A 13,261-nucleotide genomic window follows, 5' to 3' on the forward strand; every position below is an offset into this window, starting at 1 on the left:
GCGCGCGCGATTAACAGCAATGGCTTACAGCTTTATCAATGGACGTCTTTCCAGTATTCACGCTTGAGCAAGTAAGCGAATACGAAGAAGAACGCCAGGTACAGCAACACATAGGTACCGATGCGCTGATGCTGCAGCTTCACCGGGTTGGCCGAGTAGGCCAGGAAGGTCACCAGATTCTTGACCTTCTCGTCGAACTGCTCTTCGTTCAGCGTGCCGGTTTTCGGCAATACAGTCAGTTGATCGCAGGCTTCATGGGTCAAAGCGGTGCCAGTCAGCGGATCGTATTGCTTCTTGCCACCTTCGACGACTTGAACTTGTTTACAGCCTACCACCTGACGACCCTGCAGGCCGACAAGAACGTTAGGCATACCGACGTTCGGGAACACCTTGTTGTTCACGCCCCATGGACGCGACGGGTCTTCATAGAACGAACGCAGATAGCCGTAGAGCCAGTCGGTGCCACGAACACGAGCCACCAGTGTCAGGTCGGGCGGCGCCGCACCGAACCAGGTCTTGGCGTCAGCCGGCTGCATGCCGATGTTCATGTGATCGCCAATCTTGGCGCCAGTGAACACCAGCTTCTCAAGCATCAACTCGTGAGGAATGCCCAGGTCATCGGCGACACGCTCGTAGCGCTGGAACTTCGCGCTGTGGCAGCCCATGCAATAGTTGGCGAACGTACGTGCGCCGTCCTGCATGGCAGCCTTGTCGGAAACGTCGATGTCGACCTTCTCAAGCTCAGGACCACCGTGTTCGGCCGCAAAGGACAGTACAGGCATCGCCGCAAGAATCAGTACAGCAAATAGCTTTTTCATCAGCCAGTCACCCTTTCCGGAACCGGTTTGGTCTTCTCGAGCCTGGTGTAGAACGGCATCAGAATGAAGTAGGCGAAGTACAGGAAGGTACATACCTGCGACAGCAACGTACGGCCTGGCGTTGGCGCCAGAACACCCAACACACCCAGGATCACGAACGAGATGCAGAACACCCAAAGCCAGATCTTGCTCAGCCAGCCTTTGTAGCGCATCGACTTGACCGGGCTGCGATCCAGCCATGGCAGGACGAACAGCACAGCGATGGCCGCGCCCATGGCGATTACGCCCAGGAGCTTGTCCGGAACCGCCCGCAGAATCGCGTAGAACGGTGTGAAGTACCAGACCGGAGCGATGTGCTCAGGGGTCTTGAAGGCGTTCGCCACTTCAAAGTTCGGCTTCTCGAGGAAGTAGCCGCCCATTTCAGGGAAGAAGAACACGATCGAGCAGAAGATGAACAGGAAGACCACCACGCCGACGATATCTTTCACGGTGTAGTACGGGTGGAAGGCAATGCCGTCCAGCGGTACGCCGTTTTCGTCTTTGTGCTTCTTGATGTCGACGCCATCCGGATTGTTCGAACCGACTTCGTGCAGCGCCAGAATATGCACCACCACCAGACCGAGGATCACGATCGGCAGGGCAACCACATGCAAGGCAAAGAAGCGGTTCAGGGTAATACCGGAAATCAGGTAGTCACCACGAATCCACTGGGTCAGGTCGTTACCGATGACCGGGATCGCGCCGAACAGCGAGATGATCACCTGGGCACCCCAGTAGGACATCTGACCCCACGGCAGCAGATAACCCATGAAGGCCTCAGCCATCAACGCCAGGTAGATCAGCATGCCGAACACCCACACCAGCTCACGCGGCTTCTGGTACGAACCGTAAAGCAGGCCACGGAACATATGCAGATAAACCACGATGAAAAACGCCGAAGCGCCAGTGGAGTGAAGCAGACGCAGGATCGAGCCATACTCGACGTCGCGCATGATGTATTCGACGGAAGCAAACGCTTCTTCCGCCGACGGGGTGTAACTCATGGTCAGCCAGACACCGGTAACGATCTGGTTGACCAGAACGAGCAGTGCCAGGGAGCCAAAGAAATAGAAGAAGTTGAAGTTCTTCGGGGCGTAGTACTTGCTGAGATGGTCTTCCCACATTTTGGTCGCAGGGAAGCGCGCATCAACCCAATCCATGAACTTGCTCATCACGCTTTCTCCGTATCGACGCCAATGACAATGATGTCATCGGTCTCATAGGAATGCGGGGGAACTGGCAGGTTCAAAGGCGCAGGTTGCGACTTGTAGACGCGGCCAGCCAAATCGTAGTGAGAACCGTGGCAAGGGCAGAAATAACCCCCTACCCAATCCTTGCCCAAGTCTGCTGGTGCCACTTCTGGACGGAAAGTCGGAGAGCAACCCAGATGCGTGCAGATACCGATCAGCAGCAGAACTTCTGGCTTGATCGAGCGCGTCTCCGGGTCGACATAGGTCGGTTGCGTCGAGTTCTTGGAGGTCGGGTCAGACAGCTGGCCCTCGATCTTTTTCAGATTCCCCAGGATTTCCTCGGTACGGCGGACAATGAACACCGGCTGGCCGCGCCACTCAGCAATCATTTGCTGACCTGGCTCGATTTTGCTGACATTCACTTTCACCGGTGCACCTGCGGCTTTCGCCTTGGCACTGGGAAACCATGACCCCACGAACGGGACCGCAGCCCCCACCGCTCCTGCAGCACCCACCACGGATGTGGCTGCTACCAAGAAGCGACGCCGGCCTGCATTCACGCCGTCATTGCTCATTCAGTCCTCTCCCATCAGCTTTGTGGCCTGTTAAATCAGGCGTCTACTAAGTAAAAATCTGAACTTATAAAAATTTTGCCGAATGGTAATGAAAAGCCCCAATCCTGACAAGGTAATTACCGAGGGGCTTCACTGCCAAGCCTTGCAGTATAGGGCTTCTGCGGATGTGGCAAGTTGTCACAGCGCAATTCCTCGATAAATCGCGCCCATAAAAAAACGCCCAGCTTCGCGAGGAAACTGGGCGTTCTTTTTGAACGCGAAAGCGAATTAACGCTTCGAGTACTGCGGACGCTTACGCGCTTTACGCAGACCAACTTTCTTACGTTCAACTTCACGAGCATCGCGAGTAACGAAGCCAGCTTTGCGCAGAGCGCCACGCAGGGTTTCGTCGTACTGCATCAGTGCGCGAGTGATACCGTGGCGGATTGCGCCAGCTTGACCACTTACACCACCGCCGATCACGGTGACGTAGATGTCGAACTTCTCGACAGTCTCAGTCAATTCCAGCGGCTGACGAACTACCATGCGGGCAGTTTCGCGGCCGAAGAAATTATCCAGCGAACGGTTGTTGATGGAGATGTTACCAGTACCCGGACGCAGGAAAACGCGTGCGGTTGCGGTCTTGCGACGGCCAGTGCCGTAATTTTGAGTCGCCGACATAATGAACTATTCCGTTAAAACTTCAGTTCTTGGGGCTGCTGAGCAGTATGAGGGTGTACAGCGCCCGCATAGACTTTCAGCTTACGATACATGTCGCGACCCAGCGGGTTCTTAGGCAGCATGCCTTTGACCGCGGTCTCGATCACGCGCTCAGGGGCTTTAGCGATCAGCTTTTCGAAGTTGATCGACTTGATGCCGCCCGGGAAACCGGAGTGGGAGTAGTAGATTTTGTCGGTGGTTTTAGCACCGGTTACACGAATCTGCTCGGCATTGATAACGACGATGTAATCGCCAGTGTCAACGTGAGGAGTGTACTCAGCTTTATGCTTGCCACGCAGACGGCTCGCGATTTCGGTGGCCAGACGACCCAGGGTCTGACCTGCAGCGTCGACGACAAACCAGTCGCGCTGTACTGTTTCCGGTTTAGCAGTAAAAGTTTTCATTCTTTATAGCCTCAGGGGCCGCCCTGTAAATTAGACGGCGGATCTTACTGAATAGTGCGTACTTTGACAAGTCAAAGGCAGCCGGATACAGACGCTTTCGGGGGCTCGGGTCGGCGCGTCCGTTCAACGGCAAGATTCTTCGGCGGCGGCGCATCACTTCCACTGCAGAAAGAGGTGCGCAATTATGCAGATTGCGAAAAATATTTCAACCTGCTTTTATGATTGTTTTGCCCAAGGAGCACTCGATGGACTATCGCCAGCTAGGCCGAACCAATCTGAACGTGAGTGCAATCTGCCTCGGCACCATGACCTGGGGCGAGCAAAACAGCGAGGCTGAAGCCTTCGCCCAGATCGAACGAGCCAAGAGCGCGGGCATCAATTTCATCGACACCGCCGAAATGTACCCGGTGCCACCCAAGGCCGAAACCTATGCCACCACCGAGCGCTACATCGGCAATTACTTCAAAAGTCGGGGCGATCGCGCCGACTGGATCCTGGCTAGCAAGATCGCCGGCCCCGGCAACACCATCGACTACATCCGCGACAAAAACCTCAAGCACAACCGCGAGAACATCGTCCAGGCCGTGGATGCAAGCCTCAAGCGCTTGCAGACCGACTACATCGATCTCTATCAACTGCACTGGCCTGAACGCAGTACCAATTTCTTCGGACAACTGGGCTACAAGCACACGAGCGAAGTCAACCTCACCCCGCTGGAAGACACCCTCGAAGCACTGGACGAACAGGTCAAGGCCGGCAAGATCCGCCACATCGGCCTGTCAAACGAAACGCCGTGGGGCACCATGCGTTTCCTCGCCCTCGCCGAAGCCCGTGGCTGGCCGCGCGCCGTATCGATCCAGAACCCCTACAACCTGCTCAATCGCAGCTTCGAAGTCGGCCTGGCGGAAATCGCCATCCGCGAACAGTGCGGCCTGCTCGCCTACTCGCCGCTGGCGTTCGGTTTCCTGTCGGGCAAGTACGAAGGTGGCGCGCGTCCGCCCAAAGGTCGCCTGAGCCTCTACAGCCGCTTCAGCCGCTACTTCAATCCTCAGTCAGAGGCAGCGTGCAGCCGTTATGTGGCATTGGCTCGTGAACACGGTCTGGATCCGGCGCAGATGGCACTGGCCTTCGTCACACAGCAACCGTTCGTCACCAGCAACATCATTGGCGCCACCACGCTTGAGCAACTGGACAGCAACATTGCCAGCTTCGAGCTGAAACTTTCCGACGAAGTGTTGGCGGGGATCGAGGCGATTCACCAGGACCATCCGAATCCTGCACCTTGATTGATTCATAGGCTCAATCGCGAGCAGGCTCGCTCCCACATGGATCCGTGCCGATCACAAAATGGTGGTCTGACATAAATCCAATGTGGGAGCGAGCCTGCTCGCGATAGCGGTCTGACAATCACTGCCGCATCAAAGCGACCGCGCAATAATCTCCTTCATGATTTCATTGGTCCCCGCATAAATCCGCTGCACCCGCGCATCCGCCCACGCCCGGGCGATCGGGTATTCCCACATGAACCCGTAACCGCCATGCAACTGCACGCACTCATCGAGCACCTTGCATTGCAGGTCAGTGCCCCAGTACTTGGCCATCGCCGCCGTCGGCACGTCGAGCTTGCCTTGCAGATGCAGTTCCAGGCAGCGATCGACAAAAACCCGGCCGATCTGGATTTCGGTCGCCATTTCAGCGAGTTTGAAGCGAGTGTTCTGGAAGTCGGCGATGGCCTTGCCGAAAGCCTTGCGCTCACGGGTGTAATCCAGCGTCCATTGCAACGCCGCTTCAGCTGACGCCAAGCCACCTACCGCGACCGTCAGACGCTCCTGCGGCAGTTCCTGCATCAAGTAAGCGAAGCCCATCCCGGCCTGGCCCAGCAGGTTTTCCTTCGGTACCCGAACGTCCTGGAAGAATAGCTCCGAGGTGTCCTGAGCCTTCATGCCGACCTTTTCCAGACGCTTGCCCTTGGCGAAGCCTGGCGTGTTGGCCTCGACCAGAAACAGACTGGTGCCCTTCGCTCCTGCCTTTGGATCGGTCTTGGCCACGACGATCACCAAATCAGCCAGAAAGCCATTGGTGATGAAGGTCTTCGAACCGTTGATCACGTATTCGTCGCCATCCAGCACAGCGGTGGTTTTCACCCCTTGCAGGTCGGAACCGGCACCCGGCTCGGTCATGGCAATCGCGGTGACCATCTCGCCAGACACCAGTTTGGGCAGGTATTTGTGTTTCAGCGCTTCACTGCCGTAATGCAGGATGTAAGGCGCAACAATATCCGAATGAAGAGAGAAGCCGATGCCGGTCAACCCCAGGCGGCCGACCTCCTCGATCACCACCGCGCTGTAGAGAAAGTCTGCCCCCAGCCCGCCGTATTCTTCCGGCAGATGCGAACAAAGCATCCCCGCCTCCCCTGCCTTGTTCCAGAGTTGGCGGTCGATATAGCCTTGTTTTTCCCATTGCCCATGGAACGGCACGGCCTCTTTTTCGAGGAACGTTCGCACGCTGTCGCGAAAAAGTTCGTGCTCGGAGCTGAACAAGGTTCTGGGGATCATGCGGCACCTATGGTTATTGTTAGCCGGAATTGACCTTTAGAGACTAAGCCTCGCTTCCGATACAGGACACTGGACACATCCGACAAAAAATAAGACGATCCAGCCGTCTGGTGACCACTTTCCCCTATAAGAATAAAGTTGAATTATGTCTAACCAAGTCTCCACGCCCTTGCGGCGCGTCAGCATCCTGGCTATCGACCGGGTTTTCGCTTCCACCCTCATGCAAGCCAAGGATTTCTTCCATCTGGCCAGCCTGCGCTATGGCAAACAACTGGGCCACGGCCTGACACCGGCGTTTGAAACCCGCCTGGTCAGCCCCGACGGCAAACCGGTGAACAGCTTCAGCGATGTGATCATGCCGGTGGACGGCGACCTGGAAAATGCCGACGTCATCATCCTTCCCGCGTTCTGGGACGATTTCGACACGCTCTGCAAACGTTATCCACAGGTCCTGCCATGGCTGCGTCAGCAGCATGCACGCGGCGCCGTGTTGTGTGGCGAAGCTACCGGTGTGTTCTGGCTGGCCGAGGCCGGGCTGCTCGATGGCAAGGAAGCGACAACCTACTGGCGCTTCTTCAATGCGTTTGCCGAGCGCTTCCCGCAGGTCCAGCTCAATCAGGACAAACACCTGACCGACGCCGACAACCTGTATTGCGCCGGCGGCACCACCTCGGCCTGCGATCTCTACATTTATTTGATCGAGCGTTTTTGCGGCGCCAACGTGGCCCAGGCCGTGGCCCGCGACATTCTTTATGAAGTGCAGCGCAGCTATGCGCCGGGGCGGATCGGTTTCGGCGGGCAGAAGCTGCACCAGGATGTGATCATCCTGCAGATCCAGCACTGGCTCGAAGAACACTTCGCCGACAAGTTTCGCTTCGAAGACGTGGCCCGCGAACACGGCATGAGCATCCGCAACTTCATGCGTCGTTTCCAGACCGCTACCGGCGACAAACCGCTGCATTACCTGCAGCGACTGCGCATCGAGACGGCCAAGGGCTTGTTGTCCGGCAGCCGCAAGAGCATCAAGACCATCAGTTATGAGGTCGGTTACGATGACGCGAGTTTCTTTGCGCGACTGTTCCGCCAGCACACGGAGTTGTCGCCGAACCAGTATCGGCAGCAGTTTCAGCAAGCGGCGTAATACTCAAATCCAACTGTGAGAGCGAGCCTGCTCGCGATAGCGGTATCACATTAAACATTGATGTGACTGACACACCGCAATCGCGAGCAGGCTCGCTCCCACAGGGATCTTGGTGTGCCAGAGAGTTTCTACAGCGCACAAAAAAGGGCCTGCATATACAGGCCCTTTTTTTATGTTTTTCGAATTGTCTACGGCTTATGCGCCCGGGACAGGAATTCGTGTGACTGCATTTCCAGCAGGCGGCTAAGCGTGCGCTGGAACTCGAAGTTCAGGCGACCGCCGGTGTAGAGGTCTTTGAGCTCGACTTCGGCAGAAATGATCAGCTTCACGTTACGGTCGTAGAACTCGTCGACCATGTTGATGAAGCGTCGCGCGATGTCGTCGGTGGTGACGCTCATCTGCTCGACATCGCTGAGCAACACGGCGTGGAAGATTTTCCCCAGTTCGATGTAATCGTTCTGGCTGCGTGGGCCGTCGCAGAGTTCGCGGAAGTCGAACCAGGCCACGTCATCGCAGGTGCGCACGGCACGGATTTCACGGTTCTCGATCACCAGTACGTCGTTCTCGATGGCTGCCGTGCATTCCGGCGTCAGGGCCCGGAAGCTCTTGCGCAGGCTTTCCTGGGCAGCGTCATCCAGCGGAAAGTGGAACAGTTCCGCTTGCTCAAGGTGACGCAGACGGTAATCGACGCCGCTGTCGACGTTGACGATCTCGGTGTTCTGCTTGATCAGCGCAATGGCCGGCAGGAAACGCGCACGCTGCAGGCCGTCCTTGTACAGGCCGTCCGGCACGATGTTCGAGGTCGCGACCAGGGTCACGCCGTTCTTGAACAACTCTTCCATCAACGTGCCAAGGATCATTGCGTCGGTGATGTCGGAGACGAAGAACTCATCGAAACAAATCACTCGCGACTCGTCGGAGAAGCGCTTGGCGATGATGGTCAGCGGGTTTTTCTCGCCACCCAGGGTCTTCATCTCTTCATGCACGCGCTTCATGAAGCGGTGGAAGTGAGTGCGGGTCTTTTCCTTGAACGGCAGCGCTTCGAAGAAAGTATCGACCAGGTAAGTCTTGCCGCGACCAACGCCGCCCCAGAAGTACAAGCCCTTGACCGGCACCTGGTCTTTCCTGCCAAACAGTTTGCCGAGCAGGCCCGGTTTGTTCTGCGAGGCCGCGACCAGATCGTCGTACAGGCGCTGCAAATGGCGCACGGCAGTTTCCTGCGCGGCGTCATGGAAGAATTCCGGGCGTTTCAGATCAGCTTGGTATCGTTCTAGGGGCGTCATAATTCGTTAGCAAGGCAACAAAAACGGGCCGTCACTGTAGCGACGGCCCGTGGGAATGGCAATCGGCCCTTGGTCGGACCGAGCCGTTGATTATTCCTGAACCGGTGTCAGGGCAACGCGCAAAGCACCGATGGCAGCGTCGCGAGCAGCGCTGTCGGCGAAGGCTGGGCTGTCGGCAACGCACTCGCCTTCCAGCCAGACGCTGAAGCTCAGGTCTTCACTGCGCACGTCCAAGGCTTGACCGGATTGCAGTTGCTTGGTCACTTGCCCTGCGGTTTTACCGTCGGCGAAGTTGCGCGACAGCAACAGTTGCTCGCCATCGGCCGCCAGCAGACGGAAGCGGAAACTGCCGTCGTCTTCACGGAAGCTGACGAAGCGCGCGGCTTTCGCGGCTTTCTTCTTGGTGGTCGCTGCGACTTGGGTCTGAGCGACGAAAGAACGCAGGCCGACCGCTTCACGCAGTTCGTGGAGGAACGGCGTCGCCACCGAACGGGCCTTTTTGGCGCCGAGCTGCAACATGTCTTCCAGATCCGCCGGGCGTTCGATCAGCTGGTGATAACGCTCGCGGGATTCGCCCAATTCGCTGTCGAGCAGTTGGAACAGACGATTCTTCGCCTCGCCCCAACCCAGGCCCTGGAGCAATTCGCTGCGGAATTCGTCGGATTGTGCCGGCGTAGCGAAAGCCTGGAACAAGGTGAACAGGTGCGAGTTGTCCGGATCCTTGGCTTCGCCCGGGGCACGGGAGTCGGTGACGATCCGCGAAATCGCGTCTTTCATCTCTTTGGCGCTGCTGAACAACGGAATGGTGTTGTCGTAGCTCTTCGACATCTTGCGACCGTCGAGGCCCGGCAAGGTGGCGACGCTTTCCTCGATCAGCGCTTCAGGCATGGTGAAGAACTCTTTGCCTTGGCCGAACAAGTGATTGAAGCGCTGGCCGATGTCCCGGGCCATTTCCACGTGCTGGATCTGGTCACGACCGACCGGCACCTTGTGGGCGTTGAACATCAGAATGTCCGCCGCCATCAACACCGGGTAACTGTACAAGCCCATGGTGATGCCGGCATCCGGGTCTTCGCCGGTTTCGACGTTCTTGTCCACCGAGGCCTTGTAGGCATGGGCGCGGTTGAGCAGGCCCTTGGCGGCCACGCAGGTCAGCAGCCAGGTCAGTTCAGGGATTTCCGGGATGTCGGACTGGCGATAGAACGTCACGCGATCCACGTCCAGGCCGCCGGCTAGCCAAGTCGCGGCGATTTCCAGACGCGAGCGCTGGATGCGCAGCGGGTCATCGCATTTGATCAGGGCGTGGTAGTCGGCCAGGAAGTAGAACGAATCGGCATTGCTGTCACGGCTGGCGATGATCGCCGGACGGATAGCGCCAGCGTAGTTGCCCAGGTGCGGCGTGCCGGTGGTGGTGATGCCGGTGAGGATACGGGTACGAGTCGTCATGGGTAATCGCTTGTCAGACTGCAATCAATTCGAAAGACGCGGCAGGATCAGATCCTTGAGATCAGTCAGCTTGCCATGAAAAAAGTGTCCGCATTCTGCCACTTTCAGCAGCTCATGGGGGCGATCGAGTGCGTCGGACCAGTCGTAAACGAGCTGCGGATCGATGACTTCGTCGGTTTCCGGCTGGATCAGGGTCAATGTACCTTGTTGCGGCAGTTGATCCTGATCGCCCAAGCGCATGACGGCGGGCGCCACCATGAACAAATGCTTGAGTTGCTCGCCCTTGGCTTCCAGGCGTCCGCCGAGACTTGCTGCAACAAATCCGCCAAAGGAAAAACCGAACAGAGTCAAAGGTATTTCAGGATGCCTGGCCCGCAGCCACTCGGCCGCCGCCTGGGCATCGTCGACTTCACCAGTGCCCATGTCGTGCGTGCCTTCACTGGCACCGACGCCACGGTAATTGAACCGCAAGGTAATCAAACCGGCATCGCGCGCGGTGCGTTGCAAGGTCGAGACGACTTTGTTGAGCATGGTGCCACCTTGCACCGGGTTCGGGTGGCAGATCAGCGCCAGGCCACGTGGTTGCTCGTTGTTACCCAAATACAGGGCTTCCAGTTGGCCGACCGGGCCATCAATCACTACAGGGGTTTCGCGCATAAGCAAGGAAGGAACTCCGTGACCTCGAATCGGGTCGACTCGTCTAGCCAATTGTCTGTGCCAATCTATTGCGAGTGAATCGCGGTATACAGCGCAGGTTCGAGCCGTTAACGTAAAGCAAAGCCGTTTATAGAGGAAGGACTCGTGGAACACTCGCTCTTAGTTTGGTTGTTGCCGACTCTTGCCCTGGTTGTGGGTGTCGCCATTGGATTCCTGATCGCTCGCCTGGTGCCGAATGCCGCGCCTAACCGCACGCAACGTCAGCTGGATGATATTCAGGAACGTTTTGACAATTATCAGAACGAAGTGGTCACCCACTTCAACAGCACTGCAAACCTGGTCAAGAAACTGACTGCGAGCTATCAGGAAGTGCAGGATCATCTCGCCGAGGGTGCCAACCGTCTGGCCCTGGACGAGCAGACTCGCCAACGCTTGCTGGCCGCCCTGCACGCCGACGCGGTGCAGTCTCCACGGGAACGCCTGACGCCACCGCGCGATCAGGAACCGCCTCGCGACTACGCCCCCAAAGCCCCGAACGCGCCGGGCATGCTCGATGAGCATTACGGCCTGAAGAAGTAATCAGGTTTCGCGCGACACAAAAAGCCCTCGGACAAGCGATTGTTCGAGGGCTTTTTTGTTTCTGATGTCTTCTTTTCCTGTGCGGGCCTCATCGCGAGCAGGCTCGCTCCCACACTAGACCGAGTTGCTGAATCGGTACGCGGTCACCTGTGGGAGCGAGCCTGCTCGCGATGGGGCCAGAGCCAACAAAAAGCCCGCACGATCTGCTGAGGATCAGGCGGGCTTTTTTACAACCGGATTCAGTCAGACACTTAAGGATACTGCTGAACCTGGCCCTGCTGCTGATACTCCTGACCAGGAATCGGCTTCAGGTTTACCTCGACGCGACGGTTCTGCGCCCGGCCATTCACATCACCATTGCTGGCAATCGGGTTATCCGGCCCGGCACCGCGCGCTGTCAGGTTGGCGCCGCTGACCCCCTGGGAGGTCAGGTAAGTCGCCACACTCTGGGCACGACGCTGGGACAGGTCCATGTTGTGCTGACGGCTGCCAGTGCTGTCGGTGTAGCCGACGATCTCGATCTGGTTCTGGTTGAACTCCTTGAGCGAGCCCGCCAGGTTATTCAGCGGCTGGTAGAAGCCCGACGCGATGTTCGCCGAATCAGTGGCGAAGGTGATGTTGCCCGGCATGATCAGCTTGATCTGATCGCCTTGGCGCTGCACTTCAACCCCAGTGTTGGCCATGCTGGCCCGCAATTTTTTCTCCTGCTGGTCGGCGTAGTAACCGTAACCGGCGGCAGAAGCCCCCACCACGGCGGCGCCAATCAGGGCGCCCTTGCCACGGTTATCGTGACTGATGGCAGCACCGGCCAGCGCACCGGCCAAGGCACCGAGGCCACCGTATTTGGCGGTTTTGCTCATGCCCGTAGAGCCGCCATCAGCCTGACCCTGGCTGTCATAAGGGTTCTGCGATGCGCAACCGGACAACAAAGCCACAGCAGTAGCGACAATAATCAAACGACGCGAGGTGAACATGGAGAGCTCCTACTTTTTTTGCATTCTGTGGTGCAGCGGACTTAAGCAATGAACCTTTGCGGGCGTTGGATCATGGCCAACGCCAAAAATTCCGTCGTGCCTTTCACAACTGCATCTTCAGGCTCGTACAAAGGGGTTACCGCGCATTTCATCGCCCAGACACGTGTTCGGACCATGACCGGTCACCACCGTCGCCTCTTCGTCGAGGGTATACAACCGTTGCTTGATCGAACGCACGAGAGTCGCCTGATCGCCTCCCCATAAATCCGTGCGCCCTACCCCTCGCTTGAAAAGCGTATCACCGGCTATCAGCAGCTTAGCCTCTGAAAACCAAAAGCTCATGGAACCTGGCGTATGACCCGGCGTGTGCAACGCCACGCCACACCCGCAAGCCAGCTCCTCATCGTCGGCCAACCAGCGATCTGGCAATGGCACGGGGGTGTAAGGCACGCCGAACATCTGGCACTGCATCTCCAGGTTGTCCCAGAGGAATTGATCTTCTTTATGCAGGTGCAGCGTCGCGCCGGTTTTCTCCTTGAGCTGCCCGGAAGCCAGGAAATGATCCAGGTGCGCGTGGGTGTGGATAATGCTGACTACCTTCAAGCCCAAGGCGTCGAGGCGCGCGAGGATCAGTTCGTGATTGCCGCCCGGGTCGACGACGATGGCCTTTTTGGTGATCGGGTCGCCGATGATTGTGCAATTGCATTGGAGGGGGCCGACGGGGAAGGTTTCGCGGATGAGGGTGGGATTCGCAATGGTCATGGGAAGTCGATGGCCTGTTATTGAACGAAATGCAGAGCGCTTTGCTTAAATTTCTACGTCACCCGCCGATACAGCTCGTCGGGCCAGTTATTTGACGCCACCAAATAAAAAATAGTGGCCATATGATGTCAACGCATCA

At 57.5% G+C, this 13,261-nt stretch carries 14 protein-coding genes; 3 read left to right on the forward strand and 11 right to left on the reverse strand.

Translation table 11 applies throughout. The features are described 5' to 3' along the window. Positions 1–35: 35 nt before the first annotated feature. The 5 genes from ACZ89R_RS12540 to rplM form a co-directional block, all read right to left on the reverse strand. Positions 36–818, reverse strand: a complete 783-nt coding sequence (locus ACZ89R_RS12540) for a cytochrome c1 (RefSeq protein ID WP_429545636.1) — start codon at positions 816–818, stop codon at positions 36–38. Further along, positions 818–2,029, reverse strand: coding sequence for a cytochrome b (locus tag ACZ89R_RS12545; protein ID WP_030129766.1), 1,212 nt, complete (start codon positions 2,027–2,029; stop codon positions 818–820). The genes ACZ89R_RS12540 and ACZ89R_RS12545 overlap by 1 nt, the downstream gene beginning before the upstream one ends. Then, entirely contained in the window at positions 2,029–2,622 is a 594-nt protein-coding gene (gene petA, locus ACZ89R_RS12550) for a ubiquinol-cytochrome c reductase iron-sulfur subunit (protein ID WP_007905300.1), read from the reverse strand. The genes ACZ89R_RS12545 and petA overlap by 1 nt, the downstream gene beginning before the upstream one ends. A gap of 267 nt (positions 2,623–2,889) precedes the next feature. Continuing rightward, a complete protein-coding gene (gene rpsI / locus ACZ89R_RS12555) occupies positions 2,890–3,282 on the reverse strand; it encodes a 30S ribosomal protein S9 (protein WP_002555064.1) in 393 nt (130 codons plus the stop codon). A 14-nt stretch (positions 3,283–3,296) separates the two neighbouring features. Then, positions 3,297–3,725, reverse strand: coding sequence for a 50S ribosomal protein L13 (rplM, locus tag ACZ89R_RS12560; protein ID WP_007905295.1), 429 nt, complete (start codon positions 3,723–3,725; stop codon positions 3,297–3,299). 245 nt (positions 3,726–3,970) lie between these two features. Between rplM and ACZ89R_RS12565 the strand changes: the two genes are divergently transcribed. After that, entirely contained in the window at positions 3,971–5,011 is a 1,041-nt protein-coding gene (locus ACZ89R_RS12565) for an NADP(H)-dependent aldo-keto reductase (protein WP_008072121.1), read from the forward strand. 132 nt (positions 5,012–5,143) lie between these two features. Here the strand turns inward: ACZ89R_RS12565 and ACZ89R_RS12570 are convergent, their stop codons facing one another. Continuing rightward, on the reverse strand, positions 5,144–6,280 hold the full coding sequence (locus ACZ89R_RS12570) for an acyl-CoA dehydrogenase family protein (RefSeq protein WP_008004989.1): 1,137 nt from the start codon (positions 6,278–6,280) through the stop codon (positions 5,144–5,146). A gap of 244 nt (positions 6,281–6,524) precedes the next feature. Between ACZ89R_RS12570 and ACZ89R_RS12575 the strand changes: the two genes are divergently transcribed. Next, a complete protein-coding gene (locus tag ACZ89R_RS12575; RefSeq protein WP_429547860.1) occupies positions 6,525–7,421 on the forward strand; it encodes a GlxA family transcriptional regulator in 897 nt (298 codons plus the stop codon). A gap of 188 nt (positions 7,422–7,609) precedes the next feature. Here ACZ89R_RS12575 and zapE read toward each other — a convergent pair whose 3' ends face one another. From zapE to ACZ89R_RS12590, 3 genes are all read right to left on the reverse strand, one after another. Continuing rightward, positions 7,610–8,704: a cell division protein ZapE gene (gene zapE, locus ACZ89R_RS12580; protein ID WP_429432198.1), complete on the reverse strand. Its 1,095-nt coding sequence runs from the start codon at positions 8,702–8,704 to the stop codon at positions 7,610–7,612. 90 nt (positions 8,705–8,794) lie between these two features. Then, positions 8,795–10,150: a tryptophan--tRNA ligase gene (locus tag ACZ89R_RS12585; protein ID WP_192345496.1), complete on the reverse strand. Its 1,356-nt coding sequence runs from the start codon at positions 10,148–10,150 to the stop codon at positions 8,795–8,797. 24 nt (positions 10,151–10,174) lie between these two features. Next, a complete protein-coding gene (locus ACZ89R_RS12590; protein WP_429545635.1) occupies positions 10,175–10,807 on the reverse strand; it encodes an alpha/beta hydrolase in 633 nt (210 codons plus the stop codon). A gap of 144 nt (positions 10,808–10,951) precedes the next feature. Between ACZ89R_RS12590 and ACZ89R_RS12595 the strand changes: the two genes are divergently transcribed. Further along, on the forward strand, positions 10,952–11,386 hold the full coding sequence (locus ACZ89R_RS12595) for a Z-ring associated ZapG family protein (RefSeq protein ID WP_429544214.1): 435 nt from the start codon (positions 10,952–10,954) through the stop codon (positions 11,384–11,386). Positions 11,387–11,637: 251 nt separating this feature from the next. On the opposite strand, the gene ACZ89R_RS12600 is transcribed toward ACZ89R_RS12595, so the two are convergent. Together ACZ89R_RS12600 and ACZ89R_RS12605 are read right to left on the reverse strand one after the other, a co-directional pair. Beyond that, positions 11,638–12,360, reverse strand: a complete 723-nt coding sequence (locus ACZ89R_RS12600; RefSeq protein WP_123494478.1) for a YiaD family glycine zipper/OmpA-like lipoprotein — start codon at positions 12,358–12,360, stop codon at positions 11,638–11,640. 117 nt (positions 12,361–12,477) lie between these two features. After that, positions 12,478–13,122: an MBL fold metallo-hydrolase gene (locus ACZ89R_RS12605; protein ID WP_429545634.1), complete on the reverse strand. Its 645-nt coding sequence runs from the start codon at positions 13,120–13,122 to the stop codon at positions 12,478–12,480. Between the last annotated feature and the right edge of the window lie 139 nt (positions 13,123–13,261).

The sequence above is a fragment of the Pseudomonas sp. TE3728 genome, assembly GCF_056279145.1.